The following is a 22,483-nucleotide window of genomic DNA, read 5'->3' as shown; positions in this document are numbered from 1 at the left end:
GGGGCTACGGTTCGACGTGGGCGTCGACGAGCGAGGGGTAGCCGAAGACGCTGGAGACGAAGAGCCCGCCGGCCCTGGAGCCGTGCACCAGGTAGGCCACGTCGACGTAGAGCGGGACCACCGGGGCGTGCTCCTTCATGATCCGCTCATCGAGCTCCGCCCACTGCGGGCCCTGCTCGGTCGGTGGCAGAGCGAGGATCCGGTCGAACTCGGCGTTGATCGTGGGGGCGTCGAAGTACGACTGGTTGCTGTTGCCCTGAGCCCGGATGGTGCGGCCGTCGTAGAGCACCGGCAGGATCGACGCGCCGCTGGGCCAGTCGGCGGCCCACGAGCCGAGGTACAGGTCCCACGGGTTGCCCCGCTTCTTGATCTCGTCGAGCTTCGCGTCGGCCGGGATGTTCCGGATCGTGATGGCGAAGCCGGCGCGCTCCAGATTGCCCTTGAGCTGCGTCGCCAACTGCTGCTCCACCGAGCTGTCGGCGGCACCGAGGACCAGCTCGGGACGTTGCCCGCCGAGCAGTTCCCGGGCCTTCTCCAGGTCGCCGTTCGGCCCCGCCGGATAAGCGTCGTACGCCCGGTGCCCGATGGTGGCCGGTGGCATCAGGGTGGTCATCGGCACGGCGACGTGCCGCCCACCGAGCACCTTCACCAGGCCCTCCCGGTCGATTGCGTGGTTCAACGCCTGGCGCACCCGCAGATCGGTGACCCGCTCGTTGTTGATGACCAGCTGGTTGGCGCTCGGCGTCGGAGAGAGGATCGTGCGCGACCGCAGCGCGGCGTCACCCGCGACCCGGGCGACAAGCGAGGCGGGCACGTAGTCCCACGACAGGGCGCTCTGGTCCGGGCCGTTGTCGGCGATGACCCGGTTGGCCGCGGCGTCGGGGGTCGGGCCGAAACTCCACACGAAGCGGTCCGGGTACTGGTGGCGCACCGGGTCGGTGGCAGGGTCCCAGTGTTCGTTGCGCTCCATCACGATCTCGATGCCCGCCCGGTACCGGGTGACCTTGTACGGCCCGGACGAGAAGGGCGCGTTGCCGAGGTCGACCCCGGTGTCCCGGTCGGGCGGCAGGGGTGCGCTCGCCGGCAGCGACACCGCGAACGGCAGGTCGCAGCGGGGTCTGGCGAACTCGAAGCGCAGCGTCCGGTCGTCCGGCGTGGTCAGGCCCGGCGGCAGCGAAGTGCGGTTGGCCTTGAAGTCCCACGCGGTGTCGTACTGCGGAGTGTCGACCAGCCACTCCTGGAGATAGGTGGGGCCGCCGGCCAGGTCCGGGTCGAAGGACCGGGCGATCCCGTACGCGATCTCCCTGGCCGTGACCGGCCGGCCGTCCTCGAAGCGCACCCCGTTCTTGACGGTGAACTCCCAGACCCGGCAGTCGTCGTTGACGTCGCGGCCCGGCGTCTCGGCGAGGTCACCGACAAGCGTCAGGCTGCCCGCACCGTCGTCCTTCCAGGTGGTGAGGGTGCGGGCGAACAGCGGGACGGTCATCAGGCCGGCGAACGAGTACGTCCGTTGCGGATCCAGGTGGGAGATCGCTGTCTCGCGGAGAATGGTGAAGGTGCCACCACGCCGCGCACCGGCCACCTCCGGCGCCGGGCCCGTGGAGTCCTTCGGGTCGGTGGCGATGACCCCCGTGGGCTGCCGGCCGGTGTCCGCCGGGGAGTCCCCGCCGGTGTTCGCCGGGCAGGCACTCAGGCTCACCACAAGCGCGAACGCACCACCCGCCGCAAGTGCCGACCGTGCTCGCATCTGCCGCCTCCTCAGTTGTCGATGAGTCCACACCGCCCCGACCGCCTCAGCCCCACCGGACCCGTGGGTCGATGGCCAGGTAGAGCAGGTCCACAAGCATGTTCGCCAGCACCACGAAGACCGCCGCGACCAGCACGGTGGCCATGATGGTCGGCAGGTCGCCCGCGCGTACCGCGTCGACGGCGGTGCGGCCGAGCCCCTGGATACCGAAGGTCGTCTCGGTGATCACCGTGCCGCCGAGCGCCGCGCCGACGTCCAGGCCGGCGACGGTCACCACCGGGGTGATCGCCGCGCGCAGCGCGTGCCGGCCGTAGACCGCCGAGCTGGGCAGGCCCTTCGCCCGCGCGGTACGCACGAAGTCCTCACCCAACGTCTCCAGCAGCTGGGCCCGGAACAGTCGGGCGTAGCTGGCGGAGAAGAGCAGGGCCAGCGACACCCAGGCGAGCACCAGGCCGCCGGCCCAGCGGACCGGATCGTCGAACAGCGACGTGTATCCCGGCACCGGCAGCCAGCCCAGCGTGTGCACGAAGACCAGCAGCAGCACCGCGCCGACGAAGTACAGCTGCAAGGAGGCGCCGGTGAGCGCGAAGCCGATCGCCGCCCGGTCGACCCAGGTGCCCCGGCGCAGTGCCGACACCAGGCCCAGACCCACCCCGAGCAGCAGCCACAGGATCGCCGCCGGGACGACGATGCTCAGCGTCACCGGCAGCACCCGGGCGAGCGTGTCGGTGACCGCCTCGTTGTTCACGTACGACCAGCCCAGGCAGGGTGCGTCGCAGTACCCGCCCTGGGCGGCACTCAGCTCCCGACCGGTGACGATGCCCTTCATGTAGCCCGCGTACTGGTCGACAAGCGGGTCGCTGAGCCCCAGTTCCTGGCGTACCCGTTCCAGCCGTTCGGGGTTGCAGTTCTTCGGGCACATTCCGGTGACCGGGTCGCGGGGCAGGGCGAAGAACATCAGGAAGGTCAGTACGCTCACCGCGAATAGGGTGAGCACCGCCGACAGGGTCCGCTTGACCAGGAAGCGCAGCACCCGACCACCTCTACCGTGCGGACTTCGGGTCGAGCGCGTCACGCAGCGCGTCCCCGAAGAGGTTGACGGCGAACACCAGCGCGAAGATCGTGACGCCGGGGAAGAGGACGAACGCCGGATCGGTCTGGAGGTAGGCCAGGCTCTGGTAGATCATCCGACCGAAGCTCGGGGTCTCCTGGGTCAGTCCGACACCGATGAACGACAGGGCCGCCTCGCCGGTGATGAACTGCGGCACCGCGAGCGAGAACGACACCAGGATCGGCGCCCAGAGGTTCGGCAGCAACTGCCGGAACAGCATGTGCCCCGGACCCGCCCCGCTGGCCCGCGCCGCCGCCACGAACTCCCGCTCCCGCAGCGCGATCACCTGCCCGCGGACCAGCCGGGCGGTGCCGGTCCAGCCGAACAAAGCGAAGATCACGATGAGTACGCCGACCCCGAAGGCCGGTGGCACCGCGTCCCGCTGTCCGTGGAAGCGCAACGTCAGGGTGGGGATCAGCGCCAGCGCGACCACCAGGAAGGGCAGCGCCAGGGTCAGATCCGTGACCCAGGTGACCACCGCGTCGACCCAGCCGCCGAGATAGCCGGCGAGCGTGCCGAGGACGACGCCGATCACCGCGGTGAGCACCGCTGCGGAGACGGCGACGAACAGCGACGTCCGCAGGCCGTACACCAGCCGGATGAACACGTCCCGACCCAGGCCCGGCTCCAGCCCGAAGAAGTGTTCCCCGGAGACACCACCGGCGTGCCCCAGTGGCAGGCCGAACCCGTCCAGCTTGCCCTGGAACTGGTCCCGTGGACCGATCCCGTAGGTCAACTCGATCAACGGCGCGGCGAACGCCACCAGCACGAGCAGCACAAGCGTCGCCCCGCTGACAAACGCGGTGCGATCGCCACGCAGCCGCAGCCAGGCCAGTTGTCCCGGCGAGCGCCCGACGCTCCGGCGGTCGCGGGACCCACCGGCCGGGCCGCCCGACTCGATCGCGACAAGCGCCGTACCGTCCACCGGCGAGAGGCTCATGCCGTGGCTCGCCCACGCTCTGGACGCAGCGGGCCCGACTCGGGGAAGTGGCAGGCGGTGGCCTGGCCACCGCCGCGTCGCACCAGGGCCGGCTCCTCGACGGCGCACCGGTCACGCGCCTTCGGGCAGCGGGTACGGAACCGGCAGCCCGAGGGCGGGTCGAGCGGGGTGGGTACCTCCCCGGTGAGTCGGAGCCGACCGGCCGGGCCGAGGTGGCCGACGTTCGGCACCGCCGACAGCAGCGCCCGGGTGTACGGGTGCTGCGGCCGCTCGTAGATGTCGTCCCGATCGCCGATCTCGACGATCCGACCGAGATACATCACCGCGACCCGCTGGCAGAGGTGCCGCACCACGGCGAGGTCGTGGGCGATGAGGATGAGAGCCAACCCCAGGTCCCGCTGCAACCGCCGAAGCAGGTTGACCACCTGGGCCTGGATCGAGACGTCAAGCGCCGAGACCGGTTCGTCGGCCACCACCAACCGGGGTCGCGTGGCCAACGCCCTGGCGATGCCGACCCGCTGGCGCTGGCCGCCGGAGAACTCGTGCGGGTAGCGGTTGTAGTGCTCGGGGTTCAGGCCGACCAGTTCCATCAGCTCCCGGACGCGGGCCTTCGTCCCGCCCGGCGGATCGGCCCGGCTGACCCGTAACGGCATGGCGATGATCCGGCCGACCGTGTGCCGGGGGTTCAGGGAGGCGTACGGATCCTGGAAGATGATCTGGAGCTGCGCGCGCAGCGGGCGCAGTTGCCGCCGTCCGGCGCGGGTGAGGTCGTGTCCGGCGAACTCGATGCTGCCGTCGGTCGGTTCCAGCAGCCGCACCAGCAGCCGGCCGGTGGTGCTCTTGCCGCAGCCGGACTCGCCCACCAGACCGAGCGTCTCGCCCGCCCGTACCTCGAAGTCCAGCCCGTCCACGGCCCGCACCGGGCCACCCCGGCGTCGGCCACCACGGGTCGGGAAATGCTTGGTCAGGCCACGGACCCGCAGCAGCGGCCCGGGTTCGTCGGCCGTACCGACAGTCACCGCGCCACCCCCACCGGCGCGGTCTCCTCGGCGTGGCGCCGGGTGCGTTCCTCGGTCGGGAGATGGCACGCCAGCCGGTGCCCGCCCGGGCCGGTTACCCGCAGCTCGGGTGGCTCGGTGCGGCACCGGCCACCGACCGGCCCGGTGTGCCGGCAGCGCGGGTGGAAGACACAACCGGCCGGCAGGTCGTCCAGGCTCGGCGGGCTCCCCGGAATCGGCCTGAGGTCCGCCTCGGGGTCACCCCGCAACGACGGCACGCTGCCGAGCAACCCCCAGGTGTACGGATGCTGCGGGGTCCGCAGCACCTGTTCGACCTGGCCCTGCTCCATGACCCGGCCGGCGTACATCACCAGCACGTCGTCGGCGACCTGACCGACCACGCCGAGGTCATGCGTGATCAGGACGATCGCGGTGCCGAACTCGTCCCGCAGGCCGGTCAGCAGCTCCAGCACCTGCGCCTGCACTGTGACGTCCAGTGCACTCGTCGGCTCGTCGGCGATCAGCAGGGCGGGATCGTTCACAAGTGCCATGGCGATCATCGCCCGCTGACGCATGCCGCCGGAGAACTCGTGCGGGTACTGGTGGTAGCGCCGGTCCGGCTGCGGAATGCCGACCCGGTCCATCATCTCGACCACCCGCCGACGCGTCTCGCCCCGCCCGGCCCTGCGGTGGTGCACCCGGTACGCCTCGGCGATCTGCCGGCCGACCGGGTGGTACGGGTGCAACGCCGAGAGCGGGTCCTGAAAGATCATGGCCACGTCGCGGCCACGCAACCGGCGGATCTCGCCCTCCGGCCGGCCGACCAGCGACCGCCCGGCGATCGTGATCTCACCGGTGACGGTGGCCTGGCGGGGATCATGCAGGCCGAGGATGGCCAGCGAGGTGGCGCTCTTGCCCGCGCCGGACTCGCCGACCACGGCCAGGATGCGGCCCCGCTCCACCGCGAACGAGACTCCGTCGACCGCGCGCACCACACCGTCGGTGGTGGTGAAGCTGACCCGCAGGTCGGTCACCCGCAGGTAAGGGTCCACGATCGCCTCCCGCCGCCCGCGACGAAGGGAAACGATCCCACGAACCGTCCGCACCGCACCACCGCCGGTGACCGCCGGCTGCCGCGCCGGCGCACCGAAAGTGCGACGATGGGGGCAGCCTGGCAGGCAGGATCCCGGCGAGACGAGCGGAGGTGACCATGACCGTGGCGGTGTTCGACCACGAGGGCCCGTGGACCGAGGAGGAGTACCTCGCCCTCGGCGAGACCTCCCAGCGCGTCGAACTCTTCGACGGGAGCCTGCACGTGACCCCAGCCCCCACCCCACGCCACCAGCGGATCTCCAGAAAGCTGGGCAACATCCTGGAGGCCGCGGCCGAGACCGTCGGCCTGGAACTGCTTGAGGCGGTGAACGTTCGACTGCGGCCGGGGCGCGTGCCGATCCCGGATCTGGTGCTCACCACACCGGTCGACCTAGATGACCCGTACATCGAGGCGGTCGACGTTCGGCTCGTCTGTGAGATCATCTCGCCCGGCAATCCGGCCACGGACAATGTCCTCAAGATGCACTACTACGCCGCCGCCGGCATCGAGTGGTACCTACTGGTCGAGCAGACGACCGGCGCGCTCCGCCTTTATCAGCGGCGTGGCGGGCACTATGTCGAACATCAGGCGGTCAAACGGGGCGGCGCGCTGGAATTGAACGCACCCGTCCAGGCGACGATCCGCCCTGAGGATCTCGTCCCCTGACGGTTGTCGGTCGACTCGCCTAGGGTCGGGCCATGAGTGACCACATGATCGGCACCGCGCGAACGTGCCTCGTCAACGTGCGCGACGAGGCGTCGCCGTGAGTGAGTTCGAGGTGGCCGAGGCGGCCGTGCAGGCGGCGTTGGACGCCGGTGCCCGCTACGCCGACGTTCGGGTGATGCACCGGCGCTACGAGTCGATGACCGCCCGCAACGGCGACATCGAGTCACTGACCCAGGACGAGAGCGTCGGGCTGGGCGTACGCGCGCTTGTCGGTTCGAGCTGGGGCTTCCACGCCGTACCGGAGCTGTCCGAGTTGGCCGCCCGCGACGCCGGCCACCGGGCCGCGCGGACCGCGACGGCAAGTGGTCTCGTTCCCGGCCCGCCCGTCGATCTGGTCGCGGGCACCCCGACCACGGCGAGCTGGTCCTCGCCCTGCCAGGTGGATCCGCTCGGTGTCTCCCTCGCCGTGAAGGGTGACCTGCTGGTGGCCGCCACCCGCACGATGACCGAGCAGGGCGCCGACCTCAGCGAGGGGCTCTACCAGATCTGGGACACCGCGAAGTGGTTCGTCTCCAGCGAGGGGCACCGCATCGACCAGCGCATCCGCGAGTGCGGGGGCGGCATCTCGGCCACCTCCGTCGGCGACGGCGAGACCCAGCGTCGGTCCTGGCCCAGCTACCGCGGCCAGTACGGCACCACCGGGTGGGAACTTGTCGACTCGCTGGAACTGACCACCCACGCGGCCCGGATCGCCGACGAGTCGCGGGCGCTGCTGACCGCGCCGCTCTGCCCCACCGGCGAGACCGACCTGATCCTCGGTGGCGAGCAGTTGGCGCTTCAGATCCACGAGTCGGTCGGGCACGCCATCGAGCTGGACCGCATCCTCGGCTGGGAGGCGGCCTTCGCCGGCACCTCATGGTTGGATCTGGCGCAGCTCGGCTCGCTGCGGTACGGCTCCGAGCTGATGACCGTCACCATCGACCCGACCATCCCCGGCGCGCTCGGCAGTTTCGGCTACGACGACGAGGGCTCACCGGCGGTCAAGCGCGACGCGGTGCGTGACGGTCGCTGGGTGGGCGTGCTGGCGGGCCGGGACTCGGCCGCGGTGGCGGGCCTCGACCACGGTGGCAGCGTGCGTGCCGACGGGTGGGCGCGGCTGCCGATGGTGCGGATGACGAACGTGGGTCTGGAACCCGGCCCGCACACCCTGGAGGAGATCGTCGCCGCCACCGACGAGGGGGTGCTGATGGACGTCAACCGGTCCTGGTCCATCGACGACAAGCGGCTGAACTTCCAGTTCGGCTGCGAGATCGGCTGGGAGATCCGCAACGGCCGCCGCCGGCGGATGCTGCGCAACCCGACGTACACCGGCATCGGCCCGCTGTTCTGGCGTTCGATGGACATGCTCTCCTCGGAGACGGTCCCGTGGGGCACACCGAACTGCGGCAAGGGCCAGCCGGGCCAGGTCGGGCACACGGGGCACCCGGCGGCGCCGGCCCGCTTCCGCGACGTCCGGGTGGGGGTACGCGCGTGACCGGGTGCCGGCGGGTGAGCCATCGTCATCGATGCAGGGTGGTGGCGTCGGACGACGTGGCCGGTCACCGGGAGTCGGCGTGAGTGCCGCGCCGGCGCGAGCCGGTGACGCCGAGCTGGACATCGCCGGCCGGGTCGTCGATCTGGTCACCCGGTTGGCCGGGACGGCCGCGCAGGCAGAGGTCACGGTGACCCGGGCCGAGTCGGCGTTGACCCGGTTCGCCAACTCGGCGATCCACCAGAACGTGGCCGCGTCCTCCGTGGACGTCAGGCTACGGGTCCACCTGGCCGGGCGTACCGCCGCCGGCAGCGGGAACGCGGTCACCGCCGACGGGCTGCGCGCACTTGTGGAGCGGGTGCTGACGGCGGCCCGGTTCACTCCGCTGGATCCGGCCTGGCCGGGGCTCACACCGTCGACACCTGTGGCCACCGCACCGGGCTGGGATCCGGCCACGGCCCACGCCGGGCCGGGCGAACGGGCCGCCCTGGTCCGGGCCTTCGTCGACGCGGCCGACGGGTTGGAAACGGCTGGCTACTGCCGCACGGGCCACCGGGTGGCGGCGTTCGCCAACTCGGCCGGTCACTCCGCCCAGGGGCAGGCGGCCGAGGCGGCGATGGACGGGATCGCCCGCACCGGTGGCGCGGACGGCACCGCGCGGCAGCACGTCGACCGGGTCGCCGATCTCGACGGTGCCGTCCTGGGCTGGCGAGCCGCCGCGAAGGCACGGGCCGCGGCCCGACCGGTCGAGCTGCCACCCGGGCGCTACCCGGTGGTGCTGGAGCCGACAGCCGTCGCCGACCTGCTGAGGAACCTGGCATGGCACGGCTTCAACGGCCGACGGTACGCCGAACGTCAGTCGTTCGCCGCCCCCGGTGTGGCCCAGTTCGACCGCGCGGTCACCCTGGTCGACGACCCGCTCGCGGCCTCTGGGCTGTCGTTCGACCCGGAAGGTACGCCGAGCCGGGCACTGACCCTGGTGGACGCGGGTACCACAAGCGCCGTCGCCCACGATCGGCGCAGCGCCGCCGAGCTGGGTGTCGGCTCGACCGGACACGCCTGGGCCGGCGGCGCCACCTTCGGCCCGATCCCCCGCAACCTGCGTCTCGCTCCTGCCGGCACGGTCGGCGCCGCCGACCCGACGGCTGCCTTCCTGGCTGGGGGTCAAGGCGTCGCCGGTGCAGGCCCGGCGGCCACCGGCGGCGCGGGCGCTCCCGGCGGGAACGGCGCGGCGACAGGCGGCGCGATCGGCGACCCGGACACCGCCGCACTGGTCTCCCGGATGGGGCGCGGTCTGCTGGTCAGCGACCTCTGGTACACCCGGGTCCTGGATCCGTTGAGCCTGGTCGTCACCGGCCTGACCCGCAACGGACTGTGGCTGGTCGAGGATGGTCGGGTCACCCGCGCGGTCCGCGATCTGCGCTTCACCGAGTCGTACCCCCGGGCGCTCGCCCCCGGGGCGGTGCTGGAGCTGGGTCGACACGCGGTACGCCTGCCGGACCCGGTGGACGGTGCCTGGTGGGAGGCGCCGTCGGTGCGGCTGGCCTCGTGGAACTTCACCGGCGGGGCGTCCGGCTGACCATCCGTCCACCGCTGAACGATCTTTTCCGGGCTCTCACATATTGATCTTGGCGGGAGGGTTTCCAAAGAGCGGGACACACGGGACACTGCCTTGCGCGGACGGCCCGCCTAGATCGGCGTAACGTGTGTCACTTAGCTGCTCCGGTACGCCCGGTGCGGTCGTTGGTGTGCGCATGACGCGGCAGGCGGGTGCGGGTTCGCCCGGTCCGCGTGCCGCCCGGAAGTGTTCCGCCGCCCGTGACAGGGCCCCGTCAGGGAGACGACGCGAATGACATCATCGGCAACGAAACCGCGGGGTGTGCGCGCACGCGCCGCCATCGCGGCGAAGACGTTGCGGACGGACCGTTGGTGGTTTGCCCCGCTGATCACGGTCATCGGGCTCAGCGCGTGGGTAGCGTACGCGACGGTCCGGGTCTTCATGCACAAGTGGTACTGGGTCGAGGACTACCACTATCTGACCCCGTTCTACTCCCCGTGCGTGACGGACCGGTGCCTGCCGGAGGCCTCCCATTTCGGGCAGTACCTGCCCGGCTGGTGGATCATCCCGGACGCCGCGTTCACCCTGCCGTTCCTGCTGCTGTTCCGGCTGACCTGCTACTACTACCGCAAGGCGTACTACCGGTCGTTCTGGCTGTCGCCGCCGGCCTGCGCGGTACCCGACGGCCACGCCTCCTACGGCGGTGAGACCCGGTTCCCGCTGATCGTGCAGAACTCGCACCGGTACTTCTTCTACTTCGCCGCGATCATCTCGCTGATCAACACCTGGGACGCGATCCTGGCCTTCCACAGCCCCGAGGGCTTCGGCTTCGGGCTGGGCAACCTGATCCTGCTCGGCAACGTGGTGATGCTCTGGGCGTACACGATCTCCTGCCACTCCTGCCGCCACATCATCGGCGGGCGACTCAAGCACTTCTCCAAGCATCCCGTCCGTTACCGGGCCTGGGGTTACATCTCCTGGCTCAACGTCCGGCACATGCAGCTCGCCTGGATCACGCTCGGCACGCTGGCGCTGACCGACTTCTACGTCATGTCCGTCGCCGCCGGGTGGATCTCCGACCTGCGGTTCATCAACTGAGGGCCCCTGACATGACGACCACAACCACTCGCATCGAACGACACCACTACGACGTCGTCGTGATCGGAGCCGGCGGCGCTGGCCTGCGCGCGGCGATCGAGGCACGGCTGGCCGGCAAGAAGACCGCCATCATCTCCAAGTCACTGTTCGGCAAGGCGCACACGGTGATGGCCGAGGGCGGCGCCGCGGCGGCCATGGGGAACGTGAACAGCCGCGACAGCTGGCAGGTGCACTTCCGGGACACCATGCGCGGCGGCAAGTTCCTCAACAACTTCCGGATGGCGGAACTGCACGCCAAGGAGTCGCCACAGCGGATCTGGGAGCTGGAGACGTACGGCGCGCTGTTCGACCGCACCAAGGACGGCAAGATCTCGCAACGCAACTTCGGTGGCCACGAGTACCCCCGGCTGGCCCACGTCGGCGACCGGACGGGCCTGGAGCTGATCCGCACCCTCCAGCAGAAGATCGTCTCGTTGCAGCAGGAGGACAAGCGCGAGCACGGCTCGTACGACGCGCGGATCAAGGTCTTCTCCGAGACCACCATCACCGAGCTGCTGCTCGACGGGGACCGGGTCGCCGGCGCCTTCGGCTACTACCGGGAGTCCGGCGAGTTCGTCCTCTTCGAGGCGCCCGCCGTGGTGCTCGCCACCGGTGGGGTCGGCCGGTCCTACAAGGTCACCTCGAACTCCTGGGAGTACACCGGGGACGGTCACGCGCTGGCGCTGCGCGCCGGGGCCACTCTGATCAACATGGAGTTCCTCCAGTTCCACCCGACGGGCATGGTCTGGCCGCCGTCGGTGAAGGGCATCCTGGTCACCGAGTCGGTACGTGGTGACGGTGGGATCCTGAAGAACTCCGAAGGCAAGCGGTTCATGTTCGACTACGTCCCCGACGTCTTCCGCAAGCAGTACGCGGAGACGCCCGAGGAGGCGGACCGCTGGTACGACGACCCGGACAACAACCGGCGTCCGCCGGAGCTGCTGCCCCGCGACGAGGTGGCGCGGGCGATCAACAGCGAGGTCAAGGCCGGTCGGGGTACGCCGGCCGGCGGTGTCTACCTGGACATCGCTTCCCGGCTGCCGGCCGAGGAGATCCGCCGTCGTCTGCCGTCGATGCACCACCAGTTCAAGGGGCTGGCCGACGTCGACATCACCAAGGAGCCCATGGAGGTCGGCCCGACCTGCCACTACGTCATGGGTGGGGTGGAGGTCGACCCGGACAGCGGCGCCGCGTACGGCTCGGTACGCGGGCTGTTCGCCGCAGGTGAGGTCTCCGGCGGCATGCACGGCTCCAACCGGCTCGGCGGCAACTCCCTGTCCGACCTGCTGGTCTTCGGCAAGCGGGCGGGCGGCCACGCGGCGAACTACATCGACCAGCTCACCGCCCGGCCCCGGGTCGCGGTGGCGGCTGTGGAGACGGCTGTGGAGACGGCCCTGGCGCCGTTGCAGCGGGACACCGGTGAGAACCCGTACACCCTCCAGCAGGACCTCCAGGCGGTGATGGGGGATCTGGTCGGCATCATCCGGCGGGAGGCCGAACTGGAGGACGCGCTGGTCCGCCTGGCGGAGCTGCGCGAGCGGGTGGCGAAGGTGAGCGCAGCCGGCGGCCGGCGATACAACCCGGGCTGGCATCTGGCGCTGGACCTGCGCAACATGCTCGTGGTCTCCGAGTGCACCGCGAAGGCGGCGCTGGAGCGTCGCGAGTCACGCGGCGGTCACACCCGCGAGGACTTCCCCACCATGGATCCGCAGTGGCGGCGGGTCAACCTGGTCTGCTCGCTGGTGGGCGACGCCGTCCGGTTGGAGCGCAAGCCGCTGCCGAAGATGCGCTCCGAGCTGATCGGCCTGTTCGACCGCGCCGAGTTGGCCAAGTACCTCACCGACGAGGAACTCACGGAATTCGACGCCCTCGTCGCCGCCGATGCCGCTGCTGCCGGCGCGGCGACCGACGCTGACGCCGAGAAGGAGAACCGCTGATGGGCACGAAGCGCCAGTTCCGGATCTGGCGGGGTGACGCCGAGGGTGGCGACCTGCAGGACTACACGGTCGAGGTCAACGAGGGCGAGGTGGTCCTCGACGTGATCCACCGGTTGCAGGCGACCGACGCGCCCGACCTGGCCTGCCGGTGGAACTGCAAAGCCGGCAAGTGCGGCTCCTGCTCGATGGAGATCAACGGGATGCCCAAGCTGGGCTGTATGACCCGGATGTCGACGTTCGAGGAGAACGAGACGATCACGGTGACCCCGTTGCGGACGTTCCCGGTCATCCGGGACCTGGTCACCGACGTGTCGTTCAACTACGAGAAGGCCCGGGAGACCCCGGCCTTCGCTCCTCCGGCCGACCTGGCCCCCGGTGACTACCGGATGCAGCAGGTCGACGTGGAGCGCTCGCAGGAGTTCCGCAAGTGCATCGAGTGCTTCCTGTGCCAGACCGTCTGCCACGTGATCCGGGACCACGACGAGAACAAGCAGGCGTTCGCCGGGCCCCGGTACTTCATCCGGGCCGCGGAACTGGACATGCACCCGCTGGACGACCGGACCGACCGCAAGGACTATGCGCAGACCGAGCAGGGCCTCGGCTTCTGCAACATCACCAAGTGCTGCACCGAGGTCTGCCCCGAGCACATCAAGATCACCGATAACGGGATCATCCCCATGAAGGAACGGGTCGTCGACCGCAGGTACGATCCACTTGTGTGGCTCGGTAGCAAGATCTTCCGGAGGGGTCAGGTGCCTCAGACCAGCGTGACCAGCGAACACTCCCCGGGCGCGGTGCGCTCCAGCGCCGCGGGCGGCGGTGTGCACTCCCACGCGGGCGGCTCGCACGACGCCCAGGCCGAGGTGCAGGCCCAGCAGGGCGTCAACTGGCACCGCGAGGTGCCCCACCCGACCGCCCCCGCGGTGGACGCCAGCGGCAAGCTCCCCCTGACGGAGCTCACCTTCGACCGCGCCGCCGCTCCCTCTCCCTTCGGCGACGACGTCACCTTCCCGCTCCCCCCCGAGCACCTCAACTTCGCCCACCCCGACCAGGACGAGCGCAACCACTAACCCCCACCCCGTGCCAGTTTCGCGTTGATCATGAGGTTAGCGGCAGTAATCGATCTCCACGATGCCGTTAACCTCATGATCAACGGAGTTATCCACAGGGACTGCGGTGGGGCGGGGAGGTTCGCCAGCCTTGGGGGGTGGATCGGGACGGGTGGATTCGGCGGGTTGGGGCCGGGCAGGACGGGCTCGTGTGCCGGGAGCAGGCGCTGGGATGCGGCTACTCCCGGCATGAGGTCGACAATCTCGTCGCGTTCGGGCGGTGGCAGTCGCTGGCCCGGGCCGTCTATCTCCCGCAGCCGGCCTGGGCGGTGGAGCCGTCCCGGCGCCAGCTCGTCCGCGCCGCACTGCTCTCACTGGGGCCAGCCGCCCATGCGGTCCACGGAAGCGCCGCTGAACTCCTCGGCATAGCCGGCCTGCCAAGGTCCGACGAGATTCACATCGGCCTGCCGGGAGCAGCCGCCAAGCGGGCGCGGATCGGGCAACCCCACGTCGTGCTGCACCAACTGGAGCACCCGGCAACGTCCCTGGTGAGTGTGGGTGGGTTGCTGGCCACCGATGCCATCACCACGGTCGGCGACGTCATCCTGCGGGTGGGGCGGTACCCGGCAGTCTCGGTGCTGGACTCGGCGCTGAACCGAGGACTGCTGGTCGAGGACGACCTGGGGTCGATCGCACACCGGATCAGGCGCCGACGGGGCGCGGTCGCGGCCCGCGGATACCTCACTGAGGCCGACGGGCGGGCCCAGTCCCCGCTGGAGACCCGCGCCAGGCTGCGCTGTGTCGACGGCCGGGTGCCACCCGACGCGCTGCAACTGGAAGTACGCGACGACGACGGATACCTGCTCGGCGTCGGCGATCTCGGCTGGCGCGCCCCCAAGGTGATCGCGGAGGCCGACGGTCAAGGCCCGCACGACCTTCCGGACGCGATCTTCGCCGATCGCCGCCGCCAGAACCGCCTCGCCAACGCCGGCTGGAAGATCCTCCGCTTCACCTGGCAGGACACCCTCGACCCGGCCTACATCCCCTGGGTCGTCCGCCAAGCCCTCGCCACGTTCCAGCGCCGTTGATCATGAGGTTAGCGGCATCGTGGAGATCAAATACTGCCGCCAACCTCATGATCAACGCGGTGGGAGGGGGTGGGTGGGGTCAGGGGAGGGACAGGAGGGGGCGGAGGGCGGCGACTATGGGGGCGTCGGCGGGGAGCCAGGTGACGGTGTCCAGCTCGGTGGCGGAGAGCCAACGCAGAGCGGAGTGTTCGAGGGCCTGGGGCTGGTCGTCGTGCAGGAGGCGGGCCGCGTACACCTTGAGGACCGAGCGGCCGTGCGCCATCCGGACGTCGCGGCCGACCCGCTCGCCGATCTCCACGCGTACGGCCAGTTCCTCGACGCACTCGCGGGCCAGCGCCGCCGTCTCGCTCTCCCCCGGCTCCACCTTGCCGCCGGGGAACTCCCACATGCCCGCCACCTCGGGCGGGGCGGATCTGGCGCAGGCCAGCACCCGCCCGTCCCTGATGATGGCCGCGCCGACGATCACCTTCGGATCGCGCCGTACGGCCTGTCCGCCGCCGTTCGCCCGTTCGGTCCGCACGGGCGTCCAGAGTGCCAGATCAATCAGCGGTTTGGGTAGCTTGGTCGTCCGTCAGGCCAGGAATACCCGGAAGTGTGGGCGTGGACACACCCTCCGTGCGACGTAAGACTAGAGGCACCGACAAAGACACGGGGCGGCGACGATTTGGCCACAAGCCGGCAACGAAGCCTGGGAGGTGCGGTGATGCGTGCGCTGTTCGGCGGTCGGGCAAAGCACGACTACCTCAGCGACGCCCTCACCCTACTGTCCGGTTGGACGCGTGAGGGTGAGCAGATCCGGCGCACGCTCGTCATCGACGACACGCAGCACGCGGCGCTGACCGAGCGGGTGAAGGTGGTCGCCGACGCGCTGCATCTGCGCCCGGAGATCAGTCGGCGCGCCGATCACACCCAGATCCGGGTCGGGCACGGCAACGAGCCCCTCTCCGAGGGCGAGGTCCTGCTGGCCGCCCGCATCGAGGACGCCTACCGCGCGGTCACCGAGAGCTGACGGTACGTCCGCTGGCGCACGCTGCCTACCGTGGGCGGCATGGCCAACGCGACCTATGACCGCAAGGAACAGTTCCAGCAGATCCAGAGCGGCCTGCTCGACGGTGAACAGATCATCGCCGTCTACGACGCCGTCGGCACCGGCACCGGGTTCATCGGGCTGACCGACAGGCGCGTCATCATCCAGGACCGCTCGTTCGTCGGCAAGAAGTACGCGATCACCAGCATCCCGTACTCGAAGATCACCAGCGTGAGCGTGGTCAGCAACAAGTCATGGGGCGGTTCGTTCTTCTCCACCGGCGCGATCGCCATCCACGTCGGTACGCACACCTACGAGGTGGAGTTCCGCGGCGACCAGAAGAGTCACCACGTGCACAACGTCATCCTGCACTACATCAGCTGACCAGCCCCGGGGGGGGAAATCAGTTGCCACCGGACATCGATGCAGGTTGACTCACGAGCCAGCCGGACGAAGGGAGCGACGACATGAGGCACGCCACGACGCCCATGCAGCGAGTAGGCACCGTCAACCCCATCGAATCGAGGCTTCGTGCGTACGTGGGAATCATCGGACAAGGCGCCGTGCGGCGCCGGTAGCAACGACGGAGGCCGCTGATGTCGGTCTTCGACGACCCGGGACACTTCGGCCGGCTCTGGGCCAACACCTACGACCAGCCCGGCGGCCTACCTGATCCGGCACCGGCGGTGGAGTTCCTCGCCGAGTTGGCCGGCGACGGTCCGGCACTGGAACTGGCCATCGGCACCGGCCGGGTCGCCCTTCCGCTGGCCGAGCGCGGGATCACCGTGGAGGGGATCGAGGCCTCGCCGGAAATGGTCGCCAGGATGCGGGCCAAGCCCGGTGGCGAGGACATCCCCGTGGCCATCGGCGACATGGCGGACGTGCCGGTGACCGGCCCGTACACCATGGCGTACCTGGTCTTCAACACCCTGTTCAACCTGGTCCGCGCCCAGCGGCAGGCGGACTGCTTCCGCAACGTCGCCCGGGTGCTCGCCCCCGGCGGCGCGTTCGTCATCGAGACGTTCGTACCCGACCCGGCGGACTTCGACCGGGACGAGCAGGTCCAGATCCGGGAGGTGACCGAGGACTCGGCCACCATCCGCCTGCACAAGTACGACCGGGCAGCGCAGACGTTCCTCCGGCAGACCATCACGTTCCACTCCGCCGGGGTGCACCTGCACCCGTTCGCGATGCGTTACCTGTGGCCCGAGCAGATCGACGAACTGGCGGAGCAGGCCGGTCTCCGGCTCGCCGAGCGGTACGCCGACTGGGATCGGTCCCCCTTCGGCCCGGACAGCACCTCGCACATCTCGGTGTACCGGCTCGAGTGAACCTGGTGCGGGCGCGACGGCGGGACCAGCGTCGCGCCCGCACCACCGCCCGACCGGGCCATCCGGCGGCTCGCACCGCCCGGCGGCTCACGGCACCGAAAGGCTCGCTGATGGGCTCGCGTCGGGCTGGAATACTGGCCGGTATGCCGATCCGTGCGTCGCTGGCGGCCAGATTTCGACAGATCCGGGACCGGGGCCGTGGTCGTTGGCTGCGCCGGGCGGTGCTGGCCGGCGGGCTCGGCGTCGCGCTGCTGATCACCGGCGTGTGGGCGAGCGCTAGCTGGATCCGCTCCGGTGCCGAGGGACGCATCCACCCGGCGGGGACGGCGCCCGAGGCGCCCGTCGCCCTGGTGCTCGGTACCCGGGTGCAACCCGACGGCACCCCGGCACCGTTCCTCGCCGCCCGGCTGGAGATCGCCCGCGAGCTGTACGCCACCGGCAAGGTGCGGGCGATCCTGGTGTCGGGCGACAACATGCGCCACGAGTACAACGAGCCCGAGGCGATGCAGCGCTGGCTGGTCGAGCAGGGTGTGCCGGCCGACAAGGTGGTGCTCGACTACGCCGGCTTCGACACGTACGACTCGTGCGCCCGCGCGAAGCGGATCTTCGGGGTGGAGCGGGCGACGGTGGTGACCCAGCAGTTCCACCTGGCCCGCGCCGTCACGGTCTGCCGGCATCTCGGCATCGACGCCAACGGCGTCGGCGACGAGACCGCCCGGGAGCTGAGCCACCGCACCTGGCGGATCAGCGCCGCCCGCGAGTACGGCGCCGGGCTGAAAGCCGCGCTGGACGTGCTCTCCGGCCGCGACCCGGTGCACCTCGGCAACCGCGAGACCGGCGTCGACGACGCCCTGCGCGCCGGCTGACACCGCCCGCCGGCAGGTCGGTGACGCCCCCGGGAACAGCGGTGCGGGGTGGCCGGCGGGAGGGATCCGACCGCCCCGCACCGTCGAGGCGGCGGGCCTACGCCACGAAACGGGTACGGCGACGACGGGCGAGCAGGTAGGCGGCACCACCGAGGAGCAGCAGCACGCCACCCACGGCGGCAAGCGTCCCGGTCTGCGCACCGGTCACCGGCAACCCGCCACCCTGGCCGTCATCGTCGCCGGGAGCGCCCGGGCTGGCCGGAGGGACGTCCGTCGGCGTACCGGTCGGGGTCGCGGTGGGCGTGGTGGTCGGGGTCGCGGTGGGCGTGGCCGTCGGGGTCGGCGTCGGGGAGGTCTTGAGTACGACACCGATGAAGCCGAGCGGGTTCGGCGGCTCCAGGCCCACGAGCGGTGCCGCCGGGGTGGCCAGGGTCAGCGGGCCACCGGTGCCCCGGACCGCACTGGTGCCCTGCCCGGCCCAGCCGTCGGCCAGCTTCTGGATGCCGCCGAGCCGGTCGACGTACTCCGTGCTACGCCAGAAGTGGATGATCGACGAGATGTTCTCCGGCTGAGCCTCCGGCTTGGTGGAGATGCCCGCGCCCAGCGCCGCCAGACTCGCGCCCGGGGCAAGCTCCACGTCGAACTCGCACCAGGCCGACTCCAGGTTGCTGTCGACGGCGTACCAGCAGTTCTCGTAGGTCTTCGTGAAGTCCAGGTCGTTGAGGATCCGGATGTGGACGACCACGCCGTTGACCGGTGCGTCCCCCTTGTTGGTCACGCCGATCAGGGCGGGCACGTCCTCGCCCTGGCCGACCCGGTAGCCACGGCGGCCGTCGGTCGGCGGAAGCTGCTCGGTGCCGGCCGCGAGCTTCGCCGAGTCGGAGGCCTGCGGGGCCGGAGCGGCGGAGGCGGGTGCGGCGGCGAGACCGGCCGCGAGGAGTGCGGCGCTTACCGCGAGCAGGGCAGAACGAGGCGTGGTCAAGGAAACCCCCGTGGATATCCGTCAATGACCGCGTCACGATACAGGTGACAGGTTACGCCGAGCAGAACGCCATCGGTCGATTCGGGGAGCGCCGCCCGAGGAGCACTCCCATCGGTATCCGTCTACACGTTGAAGCGGAACTCCACGACGTCGCCGTCCTGCATGACGTACTCCTTGCCCTCGATGCGGACCTTGCCCGCCGCCTTGGCCGCGGCCATCGAGCCGGCCTCGACCAGGTCGGTGTAGGAGACGACCTCGGCCTTGATGAAGCCGCGCTGGAAGTCGGAGTGGATCACTCCTGCGGCCTCCGGGGCGGTCGCGCCGATCGGCACGGTCCAGGCCCGCGCCTCCTTGGGGCCGGCGGTGAGGTACGTCTGGAGGCCGAGCGTGCGGAAGCCCACCCGGACCAGCTGGTCCAGCCCCGGCTCGGACTGCCCGATCGACTCCAGCAGCTCGCGGGCCTCGTCCTCGGGCAGGTCCACCAGCTCGGACTCGATCTTGGCGTCCATGAAGACCGCCTCGGCGGGTGCCACAAGCGCTCGTAGTTCGTCGAGGAACTCCGCGTTGTTCAGCTCGGCCTCGTCGACGTTGAAGACGTACAGGAACGGCTTGGTGGTGAGCAGGTGCAGCTCACGCAGGTGCTCCAGCTCGATGTTGGCCGCTGCCGCACCCGCGTAGAGGGTGGTCCCGCCGTCCAGGACCTCAACGGCCCGGCGCGCGGCGTCCACCGCGGCGGCCCGGTCCTTGCGGAGCTTGGCCTCCTTCTCCAGCCGGGGCAGCGCCTTCTCCAGGGTCTGGAGGTCGGCGAGGATCAGCTCGGTGTTGATCGTCTCGATGTCGTCGCCCGGGGAGACCTTGCCGTCGACGTGCACCACGTTCGGGTCGGAGAAGGCCCGCACCACCTGGCAGATAGCCGAGGCGTCGCGGATGTTGGCGAGGAACGCGTTGCCCCGCCCCTGCCCCTTGGAGGCACCACGCACCAGGCCGGCGATGTCGACGAACGAGACCGGGGCGGGGATCACCTTCTGCGAGCTGAAGATCTCGGCGAGCTTGTCCAGCCGCTCGTCCGGCAGCCCGACCACACCGACGTTGGGCTCGATGGTCGCGAACGGGTAGTTCGCGGCGAGCACGTCGTTCTTGGTCAGCGCGTTGAACAGGGTGCTCTTGCCGACGTTGGGCAGGCCGACGATGCCGATGGTGAGACTCACGACGAGCCAGCTTACGCCGGTGCCGCTCGGCCGCCGGCAGGCAGGCTCGATCCGGCGTCAGCGTCGGCCCGGCCGAGCGGGCGTTGGCCCGGCCGACGCCGAGCTGGCGAGGCAGGACGCGCGGGCTGTCACCGGTCGTGCTGCGGTCTCCCCTGGCGTGGCACCAGCAGGTCGATCCGCAGGACACCGGGGGCGAGTTCGGCGGCGGCGGCCAGCGGCAGCGTGAAGCGGGCATCGGCGGCGGGAGCGGCGTGCTGCGATTCACCGAGCATCCAGTGGACCTCGTCGGCCGTCCAGCCCAGCCCCGGTCGGGCCGCGATCTCCCGGAGCAGCCGCAGCGCCGCCCGGGTGTCGTCGTCGTAGAAGCGCATGCACCAGTGGTGCACCCACATCCCGAGCGCGCGAACCCCGTCCTGGTCGAGCGAACCCACCAGGCGACCACAGGCAGTGTCACCGAAGGCGCGACCCGGATCGTCGGCACGGTCCCGCTCGATGGCCCCGACCGCGGCGGGGGCGACGGCGCGCATCCGGGCGTAGAAGCGTTGGACCACTGTCGGGTCGAGCGGTGGGTGCTCGTGTCTCGACGTCGCCCGACCCGCCACGCTGACCATTGCCGCACCCTTCTGGAGTTGGTGGCCGCACGCTACCCACCACAACCGACACTTTCGGGTGATCGGCGAGACGTAGGGTGTGGTCCGAATTCCGCGAGCCGGGCGGGTGGGAGCAGGCGCATCATCGGTGACGTGGAACTGGACTTCGAGCGGTGTTACCGGGCCGTCGACAGCCGTGACCAGCGGTTCGACGGCTGGTTCTACACCGGCGTGACCTCGACCGGGATCTACTGCCGGCCGTCGTGTCCGGCGATGACCCCGAAGCGGCGGAACGTACGTTTCTTCCCGTCGTCGGCAGCGGCCCAGCGGGCCGGGCTGCGCGCGTGCCGGCGCTGCCACCCGGACGCGTCCCCCGGCTCACCCCAGTGGGACGTACGGGCCGACGTGGTGGGCCGGGCGATGCGACTGATCGCCGACGGCGTGGTCGACCGCGACGGGGTACCCGGGCTGGCCGCCCGGCTCGGCTACACCGAGCGGCACCTGCACCGGATGCTGCGGGCGGAACTCGGCGCGGGGCCGCTGGCACTGGCCAGGGCCCAACGGGCGCAGACCGCCCGCACCCTGATCGAGACGACCGGGCTGGGCCTGGCCGAGATCGCGTTCGCCGCCGGGTTCGGCAGCGTCCGCCAGTTCAACGACACCGTACGCGCGGTCTACGGCGCACCGCCGTCGCAGCTGCGAAGCGCCAACGGCACGGCGGTCGGTGGCGCGGGCACCGTCACCCTGAGGCTGGCGTACCGGCCGCCGCTGCACGCCGCCGCGCTGCTCGACTTCCTCGCCCGACGCACACTGCCGGGGGTCGACGAGGTGGTCGACGGGGCGTACCGCCGGGGGTTGCGGTTGCCGCACGGACCCGGCGAGGCCACGCTGACCCCGGCGGCCGGTTACGTGGCGGCGACGCTGCGCCTGACCGATCTGCGTGACCTGGCCCCCGCGGTGGCCCGGTGCCGGCGCCTGTTCGACCTGGACGCGGACCCGGTCGCCGTCGACCAGACGCTCGCCGCCGACCCCGCGCTGTCCGCGACGGTGGCGGCAGAGCCCGGGGTACGCGTCCCCCGCGCGGTGGACGGCCTGGAGATGGCCGTCCGCGCCATCGCCACCCAGCAGGTCTCCCTGGCCTCCGCCCGCACCACCCTCACCCACCTTCTCGAAGAGGCCCGCGGTGATCAGGAGGCGCTGGGGACCGGGGCGCTGCCCGGGTTCGCCACGGCCGAGGAGCTGCTGGGGGTGGCGGATTCGGGATTCCGGATGCCGGTGGGGCGGCGCGAGACGATCCGGGCGGTGGCGCGGGCGGTCGCCACCGGCGAACTCGACCTGGAGCCAGGTGGGGACCGGGAGGAAACGGCGCGACGGCTGACCGCGATCCCGGGCATCGGCGCGTGGACCACCGGATACCTGACCATGCGCGCGCTCGGCGACCCCGACACGTTCCTCCCCACCGACCTCGCGGTACGCCGCGGCGCCGCAGCCCTCGGCCTCACCGACAACCCCAGGACCCTTGACGAGTACGCCGCCCGCTGGCGCCCCTGGCGGTCGTACGCCGTGATCCGTCTCTGGCGATCAGCATGAGTCCGCCCGTCGACCCCGCCTGGGTCCGCTTGGG

The 22,483-nt window shown here is 70.9% G+C and carries 21 protein-coding genes; 12 read left to right on the top strand and 9 right to left on the bottom strand.

Going from position 1 to position 22,483, the window contains the following annotated elements:
• Positions 1–4: 4 nt before the first annotated feature.
• Genes AB0I71_RS10405 through AB0I71_RS10385 form a run of 5 tightly spaced genes read right to left on the bottom strand, consistent with a single transcriptional unit; the run spans position 5 to position 5,848 of the window.
• The gene (locus AB0I71_RS10405) at positions 5–1,747 is read right to left on the bottom strand and encodes an ABC transporter substrate-binding protein (protein WP_357583051.1); all 1,743 of its coding nucleotides are present in this window, start codon (positions 1,745–1,747) and stop codon (positions 5–7) included.
• 46 nt (positions 1,748–1,793) lie between these two features.
• Positions 1,794–2,780, bottom strand: coding sequence for an ABC transporter permease (locus tag AB0I71_RS10400; RefSeq protein ID WP_357583049.1), 987 nt, complete (start codon positions 2,778–2,780; stop codon positions 1,794–1,796).
• A 10-nt stretch (positions 2,781–2,790) separates the two neighbouring features.
• Positions 2,791–3,798: an ABC transporter permease gene (locus tag AB0I71_RS10395; RefSeq protein ID WP_357583047.1), complete on the bottom strand. Its 1,008-nt coding sequence runs from the start codon at positions 3,796–3,798 to the stop codon at positions 2,791–2,793.
• The gene (locus tag AB0I71_RS10390) at positions 3,795–4,817 is read right to left on the bottom strand and encodes an ABC transporter ATP-binding protein (RefSeq protein WP_357583045.1); all 1,023 of its coding nucleotides are present in this window, start codon (positions 4,815–4,817) and stop codon (positions 3,795–3,797) included. Before AB0I71_RS10390 ends, AB0I71_RS10395 begins: the two co-directional genes overlap by 4 nt.
• Positions 4,814–5,848: an ABC transporter ATP-binding protein gene (locus AB0I71_RS10385; RefSeq protein WP_357583043.1), complete on the bottom strand. Its 1,035-nt coding sequence runs from the start codon at positions 5,846–5,848 to the stop codon at positions 4,814–4,816. Before AB0I71_RS10385 ends, AB0I71_RS10390 begins: the two co-directional genes overlap by 4 nt.
• A 158-nt stretch (positions 5,849–6,006) precedes the next feature.
• On the opposite strand from AB0I71_RS10385, the gene AB0I71_RS10380 reads away from it, so the two are divergent.
• The 7 genes from AB0I71_RS10380 (at position 6,007) to AB0I71_RS10350 (ending at position 14,855) form a co-directional block, all read left to right on the top strand.
• A complete protein-coding gene (locus AB0I71_RS10380) occupies positions 6,007–6,555 on the top strand; it encodes a Uma2 family endonuclease (protein ID WP_357583041.1) in 549 nt (182 codons plus the stop codon).
• 97 nt (positions 6,556–6,652) lie between these two features.
• Complete coding sequence (locus AB0I71_RS10375; RefSeq protein ID WP_357583039.1) at positions 6,653–8,089, top strand: TldD/PmbA family protein; 1,437 nt, start codon at positions 6,653–6,655, stop codon at positions 8,087–8,089.
• Positions 8,090–8,168: 79 nt separating this feature from the next.
• Positions 8,169–9,665, top strand: coding sequence for a metallopeptidase TldD-related protein (locus tag AB0I71_RS10370; RefSeq protein ID WP_357583037.1), 1,497 nt, complete (start codon positions 8,169–8,171; stop codon positions 9,663–9,665).
• Between the two features lie 270 nt (positions 9,666–9,935).
• On the top strand, positions 9,936–10,742 hold the full coding sequence (locus AB0I71_RS10365) for a hypothetical protein (protein WP_357583035.1): 807 nt from the start codon (positions 9,936–9,938) through the stop codon (positions 10,740–10,742).
• 11 nt (positions 10,743–10,753) lie between these two features.
• Positions 10,754–12,718 (top strand): fumarate reductase/succinate dehydrogenase flavoprotein subunit, encoded by a 1,965-nt coding sequence (locus AB0I71_RS10360; RefSeq protein ID WP_357583033.1) that lies wholly within the window; start codon positions 10,754–10,756, stop codon positions 12,716–12,718.
• A complete protein-coding gene (locus AB0I71_RS10355) occupies positions 12,718–13,788 on the top strand; it encodes a succinate dehydrogenase/fumarate reductase iron-sulfur subunit (protein WP_357583031.1) in 1,071 nt (356 codons plus the stop codon). Before AB0I71_RS10360 ends, AB0I71_RS10355 begins: the two co-directional genes overlap by 1 nt.
• Before the next feature lie 188 nt (positions 13,789–13,976).
• Entirely contained in the window at positions 13,977–14,855 is an 879-nt protein-coding gene (locus AB0I71_RS10350) for a hypothetical protein (RefSeq protein WP_357583029.1), read from the top strand.
• Between the two features lie 79 nt (positions 14,856–14,934).
• Here the strand turns inward: AB0I71_RS10350 and AB0I71_RS10345 are convergent, their stop codons facing one another.
• Positions 14,935–15,375 (bottom strand): (deoxy)nucleoside triphosphate pyrophosphohydrolase, encoded by a 441-nt coding sequence (locus tag AB0I71_RS10345; RefSeq protein ID WP_357583027.1) that lies wholly within the window; start codon positions 15,373–15,375, stop codon positions 14,935–14,937.
• Between the two features lie 183 nt (positions 15,376–15,558).
• On the opposite strand from AB0I71_RS10345, the gene AB0I71_RS10340 reads away from it, so the two are divergent.
• The 4 genes from AB0I71_RS10340 to AB0I71_RS10325 all read left to right on the top strand — a co-directional run bounded on the left by AB0I71_RS10340 (position 15,559) and on the right by AB0I71_RS10325 (position 18,079).
• Positions 15,559–15,864 carry a 4a-hydroxytetrahydrobiopterin dehydratase gene (locus AB0I71_RS10340; RefSeq protein WP_357583025.1) on the top strand — a complete coding sequence of 102 codons (306 nt, stop codon included), beginning with the start codon at positions 15,559–15,561 and terminating at the stop codon, positions 15,862–15,864.
• Between the two features lie 39 nt (positions 15,865–15,903).
• Positions 15,904–16,266, top strand: coding sequence for a PH domain-containing protein (locus tag AB0I71_RS10335; RefSeq protein ID WP_093405480.1), 363 nt, complete (start codon positions 15,904–15,906; stop codon positions 16,264–16,266).
• Between the two features lie 212 nt (positions 16,267–16,478).
• Positions 16,479–17,213, top strand: a complete 735-nt coding sequence (locus tag AB0I71_RS10330) for a class I SAM-dependent methyltransferase (protein ID WP_357583023.1) — start codon at positions 16,479–16,481, stop codon at positions 17,211–17,213.
• A gap of 143 nt (positions 17,214–17,356) precedes the next feature.
• Complete coding sequence (locus AB0I71_RS10325) at positions 17,357–18,079, top strand: ElyC/SanA/YdcF family protein (RefSeq protein ID WP_357583021.1); 723 nt, start codon at positions 17,357–17,359, stop codon at positions 18,077–18,079.
• Positions 18,080–18,176: 97 nt separating this feature from the next.
• Here the strand turns inward: AB0I71_RS10325 and AB0I71_RS10320 are convergent, their stop codons facing one another.
• From AB0I71_RS10320 to AB0I71_RS10310, 3 genes are all read right to left on the bottom strand, one after another.
• Positions 18,177–19,061, bottom strand: coding sequence for an LPXTG cell wall anchor domain-containing protein (locus tag AB0I71_RS10320; protein WP_357583019.1), 885 nt, complete (start codon positions 19,059–19,061; stop codon positions 18,177–18,179).
• 122 nt (positions 19,062–19,183) lie between these two features.
• Complete coding sequence (gene ychF, locus AB0I71_RS10315) at positions 19,184–20,269, bottom strand: redox-regulated ATPase YchF (protein WP_204009297.1); 1,086 nt, start codon at positions 20,267–20,269, stop codon at positions 19,184–19,186.
• Positions 20,270–20,397: 128 nt separating this feature from the next.
• Positions 20,398–20,880 (bottom strand): hypothetical protein, encoded by a 483-nt coding sequence (locus AB0I71_RS10310; protein WP_357583016.1) that lies wholly within the window; start codon positions 20,878–20,880, stop codon positions 20,398–20,400.
• 132 nt (positions 20,881–21,012) lie between these two features.
• Between AB0I71_RS10310 and AB0I71_RS10305 the strand changes: the two genes are divergently transcribed.
• The gene (locus AB0I71_RS10305) at positions 21,013–22,449 is read left to right on the top strand and encodes an AlkA N-terminal domain-containing protein (protein WP_357583014.1); all 1,437 of its coding nucleotides are present in this window, start codon (positions 21,013–21,015) and stop codon (positions 22,447–22,449) included.
• Positions 22,450–22,483: the final 34 nt, after the last annotated feature.

This window comes from Micromonospora sp. NPDC049891 (genome assembly GCF_040660295.1).
Lineage (GTDB): Bacteria > Actinomycetota > Actinomycetes > Mycobacteriales > Micromonosporaceae > Micromonospora.
The sequence above is the reverse complement of the archived record's forward strand: the minus strand, read 5'-3'. Positions and strand labels throughout refer to the sequence as shown.